We start from the raw sequence: 17,752 nt of genomic DNA on the forward strand, positions 1-17,752 counted from the left end.
AATGATTCCAGTAACGATATTAACTGGTTTTCTTGGATCAGGGAAAACGACATTATTAAATCGCATTTTATCAGAAAATCACGGTCATAAATTAGCAGTGATTGTAAATGAAATAGGGCAAATTGGTATTGATAATCAGTTGATTATGAATGTCGAAGAAGAGATTATGGAGATGACGAATGGATGTTTATGTTGTACTGTACGTGAAGATTTACTAGTCGCTTTAAAACAATTACTGGACGTAAAAGCAGAAGGTAAAATGGAATTTGATGGATTAGTAATTGAAACGACTGGTCTTGCAAATCCAGGTCCGATTATTCAAACATTCTTTTTAGATCCTGTGATTCAATCTGCATACCAAATTAACGGCGTTGTAACAGTAGTAGATAGTTACCATATACATAAACATTTTGAAAAAGGACTAGAAGCAAAGGAACAAATTGCATTTGCTGATGTCGTTTTAGTAAATAAATTAGATTTAGTGGATGAAAGTGAAAAGGAAAATCTATTGCAGGAACTGCAAGGTATTAACCCAACTGCAGAGTTAATCGAGGCGACTAACTGTGATGTAGATATTCCATCGTTACTACAAATTCAAACGTTTAAAACGAAAGATACGTTACAAATTTATCCTCATAAAGAGCATAATCATCTAGAAGGGGTAAAGTCGTTTGTACTACGCGAAGAGCGACCGTTAGATTTACAAAAACTAAATGAGTGGATGTCAGCTGTCGTTCAAGAGCTAGGGGAGTATTTATATCGCTACAAAGGAATTTTATCGATTGATGGAGTAGATAAACGTATCGTTTTCCAAGGTGTGCATACACTGTTTGCTGCATCATATGATAGAGAGTGGCAAGAGGGCGAAGAACGAGTAAGTGAAGTTGTGTTTATCGGAAAAGATATTAATAAGGAATGGTTCCAAGAACATTTCGGGGAGTGTGTGAAATAAGTCTGCATATATTGCAGGCTTATTTTTTTGACTTAACTAAGTATTTTGTAGAAAAATGCTCGATTGCAAAAAACGAAGGATAATAAAAAGCCTGTTTTCACAGGCTTGTATGTTCATCTAATAGTAACTCCATTACAACACCTACAACTGGACCATCGTCATCAATATCACCATTTAAACGGAAACCAAATGACTCGTATAACCCCATTGCGAGTTTGTTGTCTGGATGTAAACTTAAATAAATTATTTTACATTCATATTTATCTTGTAAGAATTGAATGAGTATGCGAAGGAAACGTTTTGCATATCCTTTTCCTTGATATTGTTGGTCAATCATAAATCGATCTAACCATACGCTTTTGCGTTTTTCCAAATACCATCCATACATTGCATACCCTACAAGTGTTTCTCCATCATATAAACCTACTGACGTTCCGTTTCCTTCAAATAATGATTCTGCTAGAGAAAACGCATTGCTTTCAATAAATTGCTGCTGGTCTTTTGCGACGTTTAAAGCAGCTACTGAACGCCAATTTTTTTCTGTTACTTCACGAATGTGAAGAGTCATAATTCCAACTCACCTTCTAAATTAATAAAGCTTAAAAGCTAATATGGATAATTTTACTTGTTATTTTAGTCAAGTCAAGTAAGAACAAATAAAAAAGAAGCTGAATGACATATTCAGCTTCTTTTAAAAATTTGATTAGTTAGTAGCTTCTTTTAATGTATTTACGTTTTCTTCCATTAAAGTGAAGTAATCTTTATTGTTCTTCGCATCATCTTCAGAAATAGTAGCAAGATGATTTAAGCGTAAAATTTTTGTACCTGTCTCTTTCTGAATTACGGATGCTACCTTTGGTGTAGAGAATGTTTCAAATAAAATATATTGTAGATTATGTTCTTTTACTGTTTTTGTAATGTCAGCAAGCTGTTTTTGAGATGGTTCATTAGAAGCTGAAATACCAGCGATAGCAATTTGTTTCAGGCCATAGCGTTGTTCCCAGTATCCATAAGCCGCATGAGAAACTAAAATATCTTTCGTTTTTGCATTCGAAACAGCTGCTTTAAATTGATCATCTAAATCAGTAAATTTTGTTTGCAGTGCTGCGAAATTTTTTTCGAACTCTTGTTTATGATCAGGCTGTAATTCTACAAGTGCATTTTTTATTTTTTCTGCCTGTTTCATTGCTAGAGTAGGGTCTAACCAAATGTGTGGGTCTTTATCGTGATGATGTTCATCCTCTTTATGGCCGTCTCCGTGATCATGATGCTCTTCTTCAGTAGAAGTACGCAGTTCAATACCTTTTGATGCATTTACAATTTTAACATTTTCTTTTTGTAATGCTTTTTCCATTTTTTCAGCAAATGGTTCTAATTCAGCGCCGTTATAAACGAATAAATCGGCTTTTGCAACTTGTACTGTTTGTTTTTGACTTGGTTCAAATGTATGTGAATCTGCACCAGGTGGGTAAATCGCTTCAACAGTTACATAGTCGCCACCAATTTTTTTTGCAAAATCTGCAAGAGGAAAAATAGTAGTATAAACAGTTAGCTTTCCGTCTTTCTTGGCATTACCTTCTTTTTTATTTGAGCAGCCAGTAAAAATTAAAGTGAAAATAAGTAAGAATGAAAATATAGTCAATCTTTTAGGCATGAAGTTCTCCTCTTTTCTTTTTTTACGGATATATTTTCCCCAATTATAGAAGAAAAATATCATTTTAATACAAAACGGAATAATTACGTTTTAGTTTGCGAACTTAGTATAATACATCTTTTATAAAGTTGCAATAAATAATAATCATTCCGATTTGTTTTTGTTATAAAGTTGTCAAATTTGGATGTATTATTTTTAGGAATGCATGCATATGTGACAACGCTACGTTCATATATTTGAAAGGAGGGTGTAGAGGGGGATGAGTGTTTGGGTTACTTAATGGAAGCTATTTTATTGATATTAGCGGTAGTATTACCATTAGCCTTAGTCTTAATTTTTTTAAGAAGATTAATAAGTAATTTAGGAGATGCATCAACAGTAACAAAATTGCAAGAGAAAGATGAGAAAAAAGAGTGAGTAAAGCACTATGCGTACGCATAGTGCTTTACTTGTGGTAAAATGAGAGAAGGAAACTCCTAAAAGTTGTATTTTACTGAAGGAGAGAAAAGTAAAATAAGAGGTATATGCATATATGAATAAGCGAACAGCGTTAGTACTTGGTGCAAGTGGTTTAGTTGGACAAGAGATAACGCGTCTATTACTTGAATCAGATTACTACGATTCGGTTACTATTTTTGTAAGGGAACCAATGCAATGGCAACATGAAAAGTTACAGCAAAAGCAAATAGATTTTTCGATGTTAGAGGAATATAAAGAGTTTTTTGCTGTAGATGACGTATTTAGTTGTCTAGGAACAACAATCAAAAAAGCAAAAACAAAGGCAAATTTCAAAAAGGTAGATTATGAATATACGTTACGAGCTGCTTGTTTAGCTGAAAAACAAGGGGTACAAAATTTCCTTGTTGTGTCCTCAATGGGAGCAAAACCTAAATCGTTCTTCTTTTATTCGCAAGTTAAAGGAAGAATGGAAGAGGAATTACAAAAGTTAGTCATTGGTGGTATTCACATTTTTAGGCCATCTTTATTAGTAGGAAATCGACAAGAATTTCGTTTCGGTGAACGAATGGCTGAAAAGCTGTCTCGTATCATTCCTTTTATATTTAAAGGGGCTTTCAAAAAGTATAAACCAATTTCAGCGAAAGATGTGGCGAAAGGGATGTATATCACTGCATTGCGAGAAGAAACGGGTATTTATATTTATAACTCAAATGAAATTACAACGATAGAATAAAAAACGAAAAAATGACATGTATTTAAAAAAAGTTTGAATCTTGAATGAATAGTAAATACATGTAGTTTAACAATTATAAGAAAGTAAAAAAGGAGTGGGAAGCCCACTCCTTTTTTACGATAATTTATTATGCAAATCGCATTTTTATCCCGCTATTTGTCGACAGCAAACCCCCGCGGATTAAAGTTTCACTTTATACGCCTCCAACACTCTTGATCTTATACGACAAGTGACCTCGTTTATTGCAATGCTATTTTTAGAGTCGTATTATACAAACGGATGATTTCGTGTTATAAGAATGGTTCACCTCATTTGAAAATATACTACTATTATATATCTATTGTTTGTAATGCCAATAAATCAAATAGAATATACTTTCTATTTGGAAATAATCTGTTTTTATATCTGTTTGAGTAAAACCTGAAGGGAATTGGGTTCCGAAGATATAAAAGTCCTATATGTACTATTCCGTATTTTGGGGAGATTTGCAAAAGGAGGATATACGAATGAGTAAAAAAGAAATGGTGCAAAATGGAATTAAGCAAGTGTTTTACGAAGAAGAATGGTATCCACCTTGTTCATGGCCAGCGCATCGTTCTTATTTTTAAATGATAATTAAAATTGTTGGAGTTTCAAACTAAACACACGAATTAATATGTAGAATACTACTATATCAAAAAACAATTTCTCACTTAATCTGAGAAATTGTTTTTTTCGTAATCACGATTGTGGAATTCGATTTTTAACTCTGTCACATATTCAGAACGGGAGATAAATACATAAAAAAATAGGTGTATCAAGCAAAATGTTGATTCACCTTAAAACGATATTATGAAATAACATACGTTATCTTATAGTATACTTTTTATTCTTCTAGATTCAGTAGTACATATTATTCTCGGTTTTATTTATTCGTATGGATTTTCCCCGGTGCTCGTTTGTATTGATACGGTTCTTCTAACTCAAAGCTAAGTTCATTGGCGGCTATTCTTGGGAAGTAAGGATTGCGAAGTAACTCACGTCCGATAAAAATTAAATCTGCTTCGTTATTATTTAAAATTTGTTCTGCCTGTACTCCAGTCGTAATCAAACCAACAGCCCCAGTTGCAATGTTAGCATGTTCTTTAATATGTTTAGCATATTGCACTTGATACCCGGGATATACATCAATGTGTGCCGGAACAACAGCTCCAGAACTACAATCAATTAAATCTACTCCTTGTTCTTTCATCCAGTTTGTATATGGAACGTAATTTTGAACCGTTAAACCGTCAGGATGATAATCGTTTGCTGAAATACGAACAAATAACGGTCCGTTCCAAACTTTATTTATTGAGTCAATGATTTTACGTAAGAAACGATAGCGATTTTCAGGTGAACCTCCATATTCATCAGTCCGTTTATTAGAAAGTGGAGAAAGAAATTCATTAATAAGATAACCGTGAGCGCCGTGTATTTCAATAACGTCAAATCCAGCTTGTTTGGATCGTATTGCAGCCTCTTGAAAAGCTAATATGGTCTTTTTTATTTGCTGTATACTCATTTCTACTGGGATTTTCATAGTTTCATTAAACGGAATTGCGGATGGAGCGAGAGCATCCGTTTCTAATTCAGCTTTTCTTCCGGCGTGAGCAAGTTGAATGGCGGCTTTTGCGCCGTTATCATGTATAAAAGTTGTCGTTTTATGTAAGCCTTCAATTAGGCTATCATCCCATATACCTAGGTCTTTATTAGAAATTCTTCCTTCAGGTAACACGGCTGTTGCTTCGATCATAACTAAACCAACTTGACCAGCAGCTCTTGTTCCGTAATGAACGTGATGGAAATTAGTTACTTGGCCATCCTCGTTTTCTGATGAATACATGCACATAGGTGACATAACGATACGGTTTTTTAATGTAACGTCCTTAATTGTATAAGGTGAAAAAAGTTCAGAATTCATCATAGCCTCCTAGATCGAATTTTCTTACATTGTATCATTCTTGTTTTTGTTTCCCTAATAAAACGCTTATACGAAAAATTTTGTCTATTCGTGTTACAATAATTAATATGAAATGAATTGGAGGATGACATATGTACCAGGCTTATTATGAAAGTAAATTAGGCTTGCTGGAAATTACAGCGAACGATAAAGGAATTACGTCTGTTATATTTGTTGATGAGAGACAAGAAGAACATAAAAATGAAATAATAGATCAATGTATAAATGAGCTAGATGAATATTTTAAGGGGAAAAGAAAAGAGTTTACGGTCCCGCTGTCTGCTGAGGGAACAGCATTTCAAAAAAATGTATGGGATGCGCTCTATACTATCCCTTATGGCGTAAGTGCTTCATATTTAGATATTGCAGAGAAGGTCGGAAATACGAAAGCTGTACGAGCGATAGGAGGAGCAAATAGTCGTAATCCAATTTCAATTATCGTTCCGTGTCATCGTGTAATAGGAAAGAGTGGGAAGCTTGTTGGGTATGCGGGCGGTTTATGGAGGAAAGAGTGGTTATTAAATCACGAAGGTATTTTGAAATGACGTATGGATGGGAAGAGGGATTGTTTTGAAGTGTATAAATTGTGGGCAACTTTGTGAGGGAGATCAGTTGAATTGTGAAAGTTGCCAGTGGACTTTGCATTCTGAACAAGGTGAAGGATGCTCGCTAATAGACAAGGAATTAGAAGTATATGTAGGTAGACAATATCGGTATTACAAAAAGAAATGGGAACTTGAGGATAAGCGGATTGCTAGGTGGAGCTGGAATGGTTGGGCTGCTATTTTCAATGTGGGTTGGCTTGGATATCGTAAGTATTATGTACCAGCAGCATTATTTTTACTGTTATTAGTAGCATGTGATGCGTTTTCTTATTATATGGGCTTCAACGTAGCATTACCAATCATTAATATGGTGCCTCTTACGTTTCTATTACTCGTTTTTATTTTATTTGGAATGGCGATTTTTGCGAATGGATTATATTATCAATTTGCAGAAAGGCGTATATATCGAATAAAAGCACGAGAAATTCAAGATGAATCGGTTGAAAATTATCTCATCCGTGATAGTGGTGGAACGAGTAAAATGGGAGCAACGATCGTTACGATTTTAGCGGTTGCTAGTATTTTTTTCAGCCATTTCTTTTTCCCGACGGATCGAGATATTATTCAAAAAGTTCGTACAAGCTCGCTTTATGAATATCCGTTCTTTTCCATTGGTGAATCGTTTGAAAGTTACTTTAGAAATCCAGGTTGGGTATATTATCGTGGAACGGAAGGGTTAGAATTAGTAGAATTTCAAGGGACTAGTCCTGATATGCCAAGGAAAAAGGTGAAAATCCAATTTATTGTTGATTATAAATTGGGTGAGATTGAGCCGTACTCACTTACGATTAACGGCGAATCTAAAAATGAGGAAGAATTTTTGAAGATAATGGACGAAATATTTAAAGTTCAAAACCCATTTGATATAGAGGATGGATTACAAGTAAAAGAAATAGAAAAAGAAGTGGATAGAAGAGTTTTCTATCAGCTTCTTTTTTTACTGTACAAAAATAATATTTGAAATAATCTGAATCTTTTGTATAATAATATATATTATACTGGCTTTCATTTATACATATAGATCGGGGGAAGGAAGAATGAAGAGAAAGACAACAACAATTGCTGCACTTGCGTTAACGACGAGTGTATTGGTTGCAGGATGTGGGAATGGTGAGAAGGCTTCGACAACGAAGAAAGAATCGAATAAGGGAGCAGCAGATAAGCAAGTATTAAACTTACTAGAAACAGCAGAAATCCCTTCAATGGATACGTCAAAATCAACAGACTCTGTATCATTCCGTGCCTTTGTAAATGCAATGGAAGGGTTATATCGTTTAGATAAGGATAATAAACCAACACCAGGCATGGCAAAAGATGTGAAGATTAGTGAAGATAAAAAGACATATACATTTGAATTACGTGATGCGAAATGGTCAAATGGTGATCCAGTTCGAGCACAAGATTTTGTATATGCATGGCAACGTACATTAGATAAAGCAATAGCGGCAGAATATGCATTTATTTTATTTGATGTGAAAAATGCACAGAAAGTAAATAAAGGAGAATTACCGCTAGATCAATTAGGAGTGAAAGCGAAGGATGATAAAACGTTAGTAGTAGAATTAGAACAGCCAGCACCATATTTCCTTGAGCTTACTTCATTCCCTACATTTTTCCCTTTAAATGAAAAATATGTGAAAGAACAAGGGGATAAATATGCATTAGAAGCAGATAAACTATTATATAATGGACCATTTACGATGAGTGAATGGAAACATGAACGAAGTTATCAGTTAAAGAAAAACCCTAATTATTGGGATAAAGATACTGTGAAGTTAGAAGAAATTAATGTAAATATTGTGAAGGAAACGAGCACGGGAGTAAACTTATATGATAGTGATCAAGCGGACCGTGTTATTTTAAGTTCTGAATTTGTTGATAAGTATAAAAAGAATAAGCCGGATGAATTTAAAACGAAGTTAGATCCACGTATGTATTTCTTACGTTTTAACCAGAAAAATGCAACGTTTAAAAACCAAAAAGTTCGTGAAGCGATTGATCTGGCATACGATAAAAAAGGAATTGCAAATGTTATTTTAAATGACGGATCATTACCAGCATATTTCTTAGTACCTGAGAAATTTACGACAGGACCAGATGGGAAAGATTTCCGTACTGTAAATAAAAATTTCCGTGACAGCAAAGATAATGCTGAAAAAGCAAAAAAATTATGGGAAGAAGCGAAGAAAGAGCTTGGCCAAGATACAATTACAGTAGAATTTCTAAATGATGATAACGGTAGCCGTAAAAAAGTGGGTGACTTTATTAAAGAAGAGTTAGAGAAAAATTTACCTGGTATTAAAGTGAATTTGAAACAACAACCATATAAGCAAAAGCTAGAGTTAGAAAAGAAATTTGAATATGAATTCTCATTATCTGCATGGAGTCCGGACTATCCAGATCCAATGACTTATATTGATATGTTTGTTACTGGAAGCTCATTTAATGAAATGGATTATTCTAATCCGAAGTATGATGATTTAGTAGCGAAATCAAAAGGAGAGCTATTAAAAGATGATAAAGCACGCTGGAATGCCCTTGCAGAAGCTGAAAAAATCTTAATTGGTCAAGATGCTGCCATTTCTCCTACGTACCAACAAAGTACGGCTTACTTAGAGAAGCCATACGTAAAAGGTATTGCGAATCATACGTTTGGTGGGGACTTCAGTTATAAATGGGCATATATTACAAAGAAATAGTATAATAAAAGATGAGTGAATTTTCGCTCATCTTTTATTTGTATAGGAGGAATTAGAGTTGTTAAAGGGAATCAATCATCTTTGTTTTTCAGTGTCTAATTTAGAAAAATCTATTATATTTTACGAAAAAGTACTAGAAGGAGAATTATTAGTTAAAGGGAGAAAACTTGCGTATTTTAATATATGTGGGGTATGGGTAGCACTTAATGAAGAAACACATATTCCGAGAAATGAGATTCATCAATCTTATACGCATATTGCGTTTTCAGTTGAACAGAAAGACTTTGAACGTCTACTGCAACGATTAGAAGAAAACGATGTTCATATTTTACAAGGAAGAGAACGGGATGTAAGGGATTGTAAGTCTATATATTTTTTTGATCCTGACGGCCATAAGTTTGAATTTCATTCAGGGACATTGCAAGACCGACTGAACTATTATAGGGAAGATAAGTCTCATATGACATTTTACTAAGGGTGGAAGAAGTTGCATGCGCTAGTAATTGGTGGAACAGGAATGCTAAAGAGAGTTTCTATGTGGCTTTGTGAGCAAGGATTTCATGTTTCTATTATTGGACGAGATAAAGTGAAATTAGAAAATGTTAAGCGAGAGAGTGCTGCGCCAGAAAGTATCACATGTCTTCCGTTAGATTATCATAATGATGACGATGTAAAGCTAGCTATTAAAAGTACAATTGAGCGGAATGGCCCCATGACATTAGTTGTCGCATGGGTACACGCAAGTGCGAAGGATACGTTGTCATTCATTTGTAGAGAAGTGGATTTGTTGTCTGAAACATACAACGTTTTTCATATTTTAGGTAGTAAAGCGTCGCGTATACCCGCACAAAAAATAGGTGGTACGCGATGTAGCTACCATAGAATAATATTAGGTTTTATATTAGAAGATACATACGGGAGATGGCTTACCCATGAAGAAATATCGGATGGGGTAATAAAAGGAATTGAGAATAAATGTGATGAATGGATTGTAGGACGAGTAGAACCGTGGGAATTGCGGCCAAAATGATAAGGGGGAATGTGAAATGAAGACAACTGTATATGTAACAAGGCACGGTGAGACGGAATGGAATGTATCGAAACGAATGCAAGGCCGGAAAAATTCTGCTTTAACTGAAAATGGTATGTTACAAGCAAAGCAATTAGGAGACCGAATGAAAGATTTATCTATCCATGCGATCTACAGTAGTCCGAGTGAAAGAACCCTTCATACTGCAGAGTTAATAAAGGGCGATCGTGATATACCGATAATAGCGGATGAGCATTTCTATGAAATTAACATGGGTATATGGGAAGGACAGACAGTCGCTGATATAGAAAGGGAATACCCAGATGAAATACAATTGTTTTGGTATGAGCCACATCTTTTTCAGTCAACATCAGGAGAAAATTTTGAGTCTGTTTATAAAAGGGTAATTGAGGGGATACAACTTCTTTTAGAAAAGCATAAAGGAGAAAGTATATTAATTGTTTCCCATGCGGCAGCGGCAAAACTACTTGTAGGACATTTTGCAGGTATTGAAATAGAAAATGTGTGGGATGATCCATTTATGCATAGTGCTAGTCTAAGTATAATAGAATTTGAAGAAGATAAAGGTGAAGTGAAGCAATTTGCAGATATAAGTCATTTTCAATGAACGTAAAAAAGGCCGCAAAACGGCCTTTTTTTGTAGGCATAAAAACTAGCAATTACGTTTTTTATACCAGAAGTGATCGAATTTCTTGTTTTTGCAAGATGGGAATTTATGTCCGCCTTTGCAATCATTCCATTTGTGTCCATTATCGTGACAGTCTCTGCCATGATCACATGAATCATCGCACGAGTGACCGTCTCTATGCGGGAAGAATTCGCATTTTTTACAGAAACTTCGTTTTGTCCAGAAAAATTTCTTTTCAAAGCGTATGCATTTTGTAACGAAAGTACAATGTTTTCTACGAGTACGTTTTGTAACTAAAACGCATTCTTTTCTACGAGTCACTTTCGTAACGAATGTCCATTTTTGAACGCGCACACGAGTACATTTTGTAACAAATGTCCATTTTTTTACGTGCGTACATTTTGTAATAAAAGTACAATGTTTCACGCGAGTACATCTTGTTCTTGGACATTTACCCCCAGTTGTACATTTACAACCTGTTGTACATCGATGATGAGAGAATTTATCATCATCGCACTCAAAAGTACTTGGATCTTGGTGTAAGAAATCCTCCATCCCAGCACTTTTGATTTCTTCAACAGCTTTTCTAATATCACGTTTCATAGAAATCCTCCTTATCATGTATTCAGGTGAAAAGGTATTCTTTTTCCTTAACATGATATGAGATATGACGTCTTTCTGAACAAGACAAGAGTGTAATTTTATATAAATGGATGATAGCGGATGTATGGACAAGACAAGGCGCATACATTGAATGAAGAGAACTGAGAAGGGATGAGAAAACATGCTACCTTCATATGATTTTTTTATTCATCCAATGTACTTAGTGGAATTAAAAAAAGACATTTGGTCAGATAGTCCAGTGCCAGCAAAATTAACTTATGGAAAAAAGAAGTATGATATTGATATCGTATACCGGGGGGCTCATATTCGTGAGTTTGAGAAAAAGTCTTATCATGTTATGTTTTATAAACCGAAAAAATTTCAAGGTGCGAAAGAAATTCATTTAAATTCTGAGTTTATGGATCCGTCTCTCATACGAAACAAATTATCTTTAGACTTTTTTCATGATATTGGTGTACTTTCACCAAAATCACAACATGTATTTATAAAAATTAATGGTCAAATTCAAGGTGTATATTTACAGTTAGAATCAGTTGATGAAAACTTTTTGAAAAATAGAGGATTACCAAGTGGTTCTATTTATTATGCAATAGATGATGATGCGAATTTTTCTTTAATGAGTGAGAGAGATAAAGATGTTAAGACCGAGCTCTTTGCGGGTTATGAATTTAAATATTCGAATAAAAATAGTGAAGAACAACTGAGTGAATTTGTATTTCAAGCGAATGCTTTGTCGAGGGAAGCTTATGAAAAAGAAATTGGAAAGTTTCTACATGTTGATAAATATTTAAGGTGGTTAGCTGGCGTTATTTTCACACAAAACTTTGATGGTTTCGTTCATAACTATGCACTATATCATAATGATGAAACAAATTTATTTGAAGTGATACCGTGGGATTATGATGCAACTTGGGGGCGAGATGTACAAGGGAGACCACTTAATCATGAGTATATTCGCATTCAAGGCTATAACACGTTAAGTGCAAGATTGTTAGATATACCTGTATTTAGAAAGCAATACCGAAGTATTTTGGAAGAAATACTAGAAGAACAATTTACCGTTTCGTTTATGATGCCGAAAGTTGAAAGTTTGTGTGAATCGATTCGTCCATATTTACTACAAGATCCATATATGAAAGAAAAATTAGAAACATTTGATCAAGAAGCTGATATGATCGATGAATATATAAATAAAAGAAGAAAGTATATACAAGACCACTTACATGAATTAGATTAATTTTGAAAGAGATTGGAACATTATCAATCTCTTTTTTTGTATAATAAAGATGTATCAACAAAACTGACTTACTATTCACTTAAAAGAGTATGGGGGATGTGGAAACATGACGGTAAAATGGATTGATTGGGTAAAACAAATACAAGCTATAGCCCAAGCGGGTTTAACGTATTCTAAAGATGTGTATGATATAGAGCGTTTCCAACAATTACGGGATATTTCCATTTCGATGATGTCACATTACACAAAGACAGATTGGGAAATAGTAGAGAAATTATTTGCAAGTGAGACAGGCTATCAAACACCAAAAGTTGATATAAGAGCAGTCGTTTTTCAAAATGAAAAGTTATTATTTGTGAAAGAAAAAAGTGATGGGAAATGGGCATTGCCAGGTGGATGGGCCGATATCGGTTATACGCCAACAGAAGTAGCAGCAAAAGAAGTTTTAGAGGAGACTGGTTATGAAGTAGATGATTTTAAGCTATTCGCTATATTTGATAAAGAAAAACATCAACCATCGCCTTCAGCAACACACGTATATAAAATTTTTATTAGCTGTAAGATTATTGGTGGCGAAAAGAAAACTAGTATTGAAACAGAAGATGTGGAGTTTTTTGGTGAGAATGAATTGCCTAATTTATCGATTGCTAGAAATACAGAAGAGCAAATTAAAGAAATGTTTGCCTACATGAAAGAACCTCAAAAAGACACTTTAATAGATTAATCATGCTTATGCCGATAATATTGTTGAAATGAAGATATTGGCAGAATGCGACCTTTATGTAATAATGGGATGGTATGTGAAGAAAAAAGGAGATAGAAAATAAAATGTTAGCAAGCATAATAGATCAGTTATTGCAATTTTTTGCAAGCTTAGGTTACTTTGGAGTAGCGCTAGCTTTAATGATTGAAATTATCCCGAGTGAAATTGTACTTTCGTATGCTGGATTTTTAGTAGCGGATGGTAAAATTAGTTTTGTTGGTGCAGTTATCGCCGGAACTATTGGTGGTACTTTAGCCCAAATCTTTTTATACTGGCTTGGATATTACGGAGGGCGTCCGGTTGTAGAGAAATATGGGAAATATCTACTTATTAATAAACACCATTTAGACATAGCGGAAGGTTGGTTTAAGCGTTACGGAGCAGGAGTAATCTTTTCTGCACGCTTTATCCCAGTAGTACGTCATGCAATCTCTATTCCAGCAGGATTAGCTAAGATGCCATTAAAACTATTTACACTGTATACTGTGGTTGCGATTATTCCATGGTCAATACTATTTATCTACTTAGGTGAAAAGCTTGGTGGAAATTGGAGACACATTAAAGAGTATGCATCTGATTACACACATTACATAATTATAGGAGCTGTTCTCTTTGTTGCTTTATACTTCGGTTTAAAGTATTTCAAAAAGAAAAAAGCAGCGCGTTAAAGTCAATGATTGTTCATTGGCTTTTTTTATTTGTTTCGGTTCTAAAAAAAAGGAGTTGTCCATAATGTGTAATAATAAAGCGTAGCGGAGGAATGTGATGAAAGGGTCACCGTTTATACGTGGAACGATATTTTTAACGATGGCAACGATGATATCTAAAATGTTAGGGTTTATATATGTTATACCGTTTACAGCAATGGTCGGTACGAGTGGGTACGTTTTATACACGTATGCTTATCGCCCATATACGATTATGCTCAGCATTGCGACGATGGGACTACCACTTGCCGTTTCAAAAATGGTATCAAAATATGATCAACTGAATGATTATCATACAGTTAAGAGAGTACTTAAGAGTGGTATCTTTTTTATGTTAATAATGGGAGTCATCTCATGTTTAGCGCTATATATATTAGCTCCACATTTAGCTAAACTTGTAATCGATGGAAATGATCAAACGGGGAATAGTATAACAGCGGTTACTAATAATATTCAAATTGTAAGTTTTGCGTTAATACTTGTACCAGTAATGAGTTTATTAAGGGGCTTCTTTCAAGGGTTTCAATCGATGGGGCCTTCTGCTTTAAGTGTAGTTGTTGAGCAATTTTTTCGGGTCTTAACCATATTAATAGGAAGCTTTGTCGTTTTATATATTTTAAAAGCTTCTATCTCGCTAGCGGTTGGTATTTCAACGTTCGGTGCTTTTATGGGAGCGATAGGTGGATTAACAGTTTTAAGTGCGTATTACATAAGGAGGAGAAAGCACTTAAAGAAAAAAGAGATGGCAAGTATACCGCAAACAACGAAATCTTTCTTCTCGCTGTATAAGGAGCTCTTTACATATTCAATACCGTTTGTTGTGGTTGGTTTAGCAATTCCGTTGTATCAGACGATTGATACATTTACAATTAATAAACTACTTATACAAATAGGGTATATGCAAGGAGAAGCGGAGAAGATTAATGCAATAATTGGTCTTGTCCAGATGGTTGTACTTATCCCGGTTTCCGTTGCGACTGCTTTTAGTATGTCTCTCGTACCTGAGATGACAAAAGCCTATACAGCAGGGAATGTGAAGTTACTGTACAAACATTTTACGAGGACGAATGTATTAGTAGTAGCAATTACGGTACCAGCGGCAATTGGAATGATGTTGTTAGCAAAACCAGTATATACTCTTTTATTTGGTGCCGGAAATGATCCGGAGATGGGGAGAGTTATTTTACAGTATTATGCTCCTGCCTGTATACTATTTTCGCTTTTTACAGTTACAGCTGCGATGTTACAAGGAATTAATCAACAACAGAAAACAGTGCTAGGATTAGTAATTGGTATTATTGTGAAGATAGTTTTAAATATCGTATTGCTTCCTTATTTCGATTATGTAAGTTTTATTATTTCAACATACGCTGGTTATACGATTTCAGTTGGCTTTAACTTGTGGATGCTTTCTAAATATGTTATAAAGGCAACATAAGCTTTTTAAGGCAGAGAGCACTCTGTCTTTTTCTTTGTTTAGAATATTTTTCTTATAAAAACGTTTTCAAAATAATTTTTCTATTGAAATTTAAACGTATGTTTCATATGCTGAGAATGGCGGTTCAAAAACTGTTATGTAAGAGAGGTAGATTCCTACATGTAAAAAGAATCGGGGTGATAGTATGTTAAATATTTATTTAACAGACCGAAACGGAAAACTACAAGAGGTTGAGGAAATGCAAAAGGGTTGCTGGATTAATGTACTTCATCCAACGGAAGAAGAAATTCAATATCTAGTACAAACTTTAAATGTAGACTTAGATTTCATTAAAGACCCTTTAGATGATGAAGAACGCTCTCGTATTGAAAAGGAAGACAATAATACTTTAATAATCGTGGATATCCCAACAGTTAGACATGATGAAGAAGGAAATTCGATTTATGACACGATTCCAATAGGTATGATTGTAATGCCAGATTGCTTTGTGACAATTTGTTTAGAAGAAAACCCAATTTTTGAACGTTTTATTAATCAACGTATTAAAGAATTTTATACGTTTAAAAAGACACGCTTTGCACTTCAGCTCTTATATACGATTTCTACTTATTATTTAAGATACTTAAAGCAAATTAACAGAAAAACAATCGATTTAGAGCACCAATTAAATAAGTCGATGAAAAATAAAGAGATTTTCACATTGCTAGGCCTTGAAAAAAGTTTAGTTTACTTTACAACATCATTAAAGGCGAATAAAATTGTAATTCAAAAATTAATGCGTAACAGTACATTTTTAAAAATGTATGAAGACGATCAAGATTTATTAGAAGATGTATTAATTGAAAATAAACAGGCTATTGAAATGGCGGAAATATATAGTCACATTTTAAGTGGAATGATGAATACTTTTAGCTCTGTTATATCAAATAATTTAAATAGTGTTATGAAACTGTTAACGTCTATTACAATCATTTTATCGTTACCAACGATGGTTTCTAGTTTCTTTGGAATGAACGTAAAGGTTCCGTTTGAAGGGGAAGCACATGGTTTTGTAATTGTACTCATAATATGTGTAACACTATCTTTCACATTAGCATTTGTTTTTTGGAAGAAACGTTACTTTTAACGAGAAGAAAGCTGCTCTAGCATAGTTGTGTAACTGCGCTAGAGCAGCTTTTTTGCTATGAAATCCAAAGTTTTGAATAGAATATAACTTATAAAATGTAATGTATATGAAAGGGGTGAATTCCGTATAAGTCTTGTCCAATTCATAAAATGGGGTTAAAATTACATATTGTTAATGAAAAGTTGGAGGAAATACATCATGGAATTGTTTCAATTACCGAAAGCATTCCTGCAAATGAATACAATTTTTATCTCCATATTGATCGAAGCACTTCCTTTTGTGCTCATTGGTGTATTTATTTCAGGATTCATTCAAATGTTTGTAACAGAAGATATGGTAGCAAAATGGATGCCGAAAAATCGATTTCTGTCTGTTTTAATGGCTACTTTTTTAGGGATGATGTTTCCGGGCTGTGAATGTGGAATCGTTCCGATTGTTAGGCGATTAATCGGAAAAGGGGTTCCGCCATATGCCGGGATTGCATTTATGTTAACTGGACCAATCATTAATCCAGTCGTATTATTTGCAACATACGTTGCCTTTGGAAGTAGTATGCACATGGTATGGTATCGTTCTATTGTAGCGATTATTGTAGCAATAATCGTTGGAATTATATTATCATTTATGTTTAAAGAACATCAATTACGAGATGATCACTTCCCAGAAGTGAATCATAAGCGTCCATTACGTAAAAAAATGTGGGATGTATGTACGCATGCTGTTGAGGAATTTTTCTCGATGGGAAAATATTTAGTATTAGGTGCGTTAATTGCAGCGGCAGTTCAAACGTTCGTACAAACTTCAACACTTCTTGCTATAGGACAAGGGCCGTTCTCTTCACCAGCTGTTATGATGGGACTAGCTTACATTTTATCACTTTGTTCAGAAGCGGATGCATTTATTGCTTCGTCATTCCAAAGTACATTTTCAACAGCGTCACTTGTCGCGTTCCTCGTATATGGACCGATGGTGGATATTAAAAATATGTTTATGATGCTTGCGACATTTAAAACGAAATTTGTAATTGTCGTTACAGTTACAGTTACACTTGTTGTTTATGCAAGCTCACTACTCATTTATGCGATGGGGTGGTAG

General features: G+C 34.3%; 19 protein-coding genes and 1 pseudogene. 16 read left to right on the forward strand and 4 right to left on the reverse strand.

Annotated features, from left to right (window positions below; translation table 11 throughout):
* Position 1: 1 nt before the first annotated feature.
* Positions 2-952, forward strand: coding sequence for a CobW family GTP-binding protein (locus NHG49_RS10355; RefSeq protein ID WP_064474191.1), 951 nt, complete (start codon positions 2-4; stop codon positions 950-952).
* A 97-nt stretch (positions 953-1,049) separates the two neighbouring features.
* On the opposite strand, the gene NHG49_RS10360 is transcribed toward NHG49_RS10355, so the two are convergent.
* Positions 1,050-1,520: a GNAT family N-acetyltransferase gene (locus NHG49_RS10360; RefSeq protein WP_064474190.1), complete on the reverse strand. Its 471-nt coding sequence runs from the start codon at positions 1,518-1,520 to the stop codon at positions 1,050-1,052.
* Positions 1,521-1,655: 135 nt separating this feature from the next.
* Complete coding sequence (locus NHG49_RS10365) at positions 1,656-2,606, reverse strand: metal ABC transporter substrate-binding protein (protein ID WP_064474189.1); 951 nt, start codon at positions 2,604-2,606, stop codon at positions 1,656-1,658.
* Between the two features lie 267 nt (positions 2,607-2,873).
* Between NHG49_RS10365 and NHG49_RS10370 the strand changes: the two genes are divergently transcribed.
* From NHG49_RS10370 to NHG49_RS10380, 3 genes and pseudogenes are all read left to right on the forward strand, one after another.
* The gene (locus tag NHG49_RS10370) at positions 2,874-3,023 is read left to right on the forward strand and encodes a hypothetical protein (protein ID WP_181004172.1); all 150 of its coding nucleotides are present in this window, start codon (positions 2,874-2,876) and stop codon (positions 3,021-3,023) included.
* A 115-nt stretch (positions 3,024-3,138) separates the two neighbouring features.
* Positions 3,139-3,798 carry an oxidoreductase gene (locus NHG49_RS10375; RefSeq protein ID WP_048559679.1) on the forward strand — a complete coding sequence of 220 codons (660 nt, stop codon included), beginning with the start codon at positions 3,139-3,141 and terminating at the stop codon, positions 3,796-3,798.
* A 506-nt stretch (positions 3,799-4,304) separates the two neighbouring features.
* A pseudogene (locus tag NHG49_RS10380) lies at positions 4,305-4,379 on the forward strand (DinB family protein); the annotation flags it as partial.
* Between the two features lie 323 nt (positions 4,380-4,702).
* On the opposite strand, the gene namA reads toward NHG49_RS10380, so the two are convergent.
* The gene (gene namA, locus NHG49_RS10385) at positions 4,703-5,740 is read right to left on the reverse strand and encodes an NADPH dehydrogenase NamA (RefSeq protein WP_103654973.1); all 1,038 of its coding nucleotides are present in this window, start codon (positions 5,738-5,740) and stop codon (positions 4,703-4,705) included.
* A gap of 131 nt (positions 5,741-5,871) precedes the next feature.
* Between namA and NHG49_RS10390 the strand changes: the two genes are divergently transcribed.
* From NHG49_RS10390 to NHG49_RS10415, 6 genes are all read left to right on the forward strand, one after another.
* Positions 5,872-6,324: a methylated-DNA--[protein]-cysteine S-methyltransferase gene (locus NHG49_RS10390; protein ID WP_258125907.1), complete on the forward strand. Its 453-nt coding sequence runs from the start codon at positions 5,872-5,874 to the stop codon at positions 6,322-6,324.
* Between the two features lie 7 nt (positions 6,325-6,331).
* Entirely contained in the window at positions 6,332-7,345 is a 1,014-nt protein-coding gene (locus tag NHG49_RS10395) for a DUF2628 domain-containing protein (RefSeq protein ID WP_081257109.1), read from the forward strand.
* 76 nt (positions 7,346-7,421) lie between these two features.
* The gene (locus NHG49_RS10400) at positions 7,422-9,083 is read left to right on the forward strand and encodes a peptide ABC transporter substrate-binding protein (RefSeq protein ID WP_064474185.1); all 1,662 of its coding nucleotides are present in this window, start codon (positions 7,422-7,424) and stop codon (positions 9,081-9,083) included.
* Positions 9,084-9,141: 58 nt separating this feature from the next.
* On the forward strand, positions 9,142-9,558 hold the full coding sequence (fosB, locus tag NHG49_RS10405; RefSeq protein ID WP_103654975.1) for a FosBx1 family fosfomycin resistance bacillithiol transferase: 417 nt from the start codon (positions 9,142-9,144) through the stop codon (positions 9,556-9,558).
* Between the two features lie 12 nt (positions 9,559-9,570).
* Positions 9,571-10,113: a short-chain dehydrogenase gene (locus NHG49_RS10410; protein WP_222655377.1), complete on the forward strand. Its 543-nt coding sequence runs from the start codon at positions 9,571-9,573 to the stop codon at positions 10,111-10,113.
* A gap of 16 nt (positions 10,114-10,129) precedes the next feature.
* Positions 10,130-10,741: a phosphoserine phosphatase 1 gene (locus tag NHG49_RS10415; RefSeq protein WP_064474182.1), complete on the forward strand. Its 612-nt coding sequence runs from the start codon at positions 10,130-10,132 to the stop codon at positions 10,739-10,741.
* 45 nt (positions 10,742-10,786) lie between these two features.
* Here the strand turns inward: NHG49_RS10415 and exsB are convergent, their stop codons facing one another.
* Positions 10,787-11,365, reverse strand: a complete 579-nt coding sequence (exsB, locus tag NHG49_RS10420; protein ID WP_000817494.1) for an exosporium protein ExsB — start codon at positions 11,363-11,365, stop codon at positions 10,787-10,789.
* 181 nt (positions 11,366-11,546) lie between these two features.
* Here exsB and cotH point away from each other — a divergent pair, with 181 nt between their 5' ends.
* From cotH to NHG49_RS10450, 6 genes are all read left to right on the forward strand, one after another.
* Positions 11,547-12,623, forward strand: coding sequence for a spore coat protein CotH (cotH, locus tag NHG49_RS10425; protein ID WP_000937986.1), 1,077 nt, complete (start codon positions 11,547-11,549; stop codon positions 12,621-12,623).
* 106 nt (positions 12,624-12,729) lie between these two features.
* Positions 12,730-13,347, forward strand: a complete 618-nt coding sequence (locus NHG49_RS10430; RefSeq protein WP_222655376.1) for an NUDIX hydrolase N-terminal domain-containing protein — start codon at positions 12,730-12,732, stop codon at positions 13,345-13,347.
* Positions 13,348-13,451: 104 nt separating this feature from the next.
* A complete protein-coding gene (gene uptA / locus NHG49_RS10435) occupies positions 13,452-14,054 on the forward strand; it encodes an undecaprenyl phosphate transporter UptA (RefSeq protein ID WP_000881202.1) in 603 nt (200 codons plus the stop codon).
* A gap of 97 nt (positions 14,055-14,151) precedes the next feature.
* A complete protein-coding gene (locus NHG49_RS10440; protein WP_002096686.1) occupies positions 14,152-15,531 on the forward strand; it encodes a putative polysaccharide biosynthesis protein in 1,380 nt (459 codons plus the stop codon).
* A gap of 184 nt (positions 15,532-15,715) precedes the next feature.
* The gene (locus NHG49_RS10445) at positions 15,716-16,657 is read left to right on the forward strand and encodes a magnesium transporter CorA family protein (RefSeq protein ID WP_000932392.1); all 942 of its coding nucleotides are present in this window, start codon (positions 15,716-15,718) and stop codon (positions 16,655-16,657) included.
* Positions 16,658-16,855: 198 nt separating this feature from the next.
* Positions 16,856-17,752 (forward strand): permease, encoded by an 897-nt coding sequence (locus NHG49_RS10450; protein ID WP_000418724.1) that lies wholly within the window; start codon positions 16,856-16,858, stop codon positions 17,750-17,752.

It is taken from the genome of Bacillus sp. IBL03825 (genome assembly GCF_024712505.1).
Lineage (GTDB): Bacteria > Bacillota > Bacilli > Bacillales > Bacillaceae_G > Bacillus_A > Bacillus_A wiedmannii.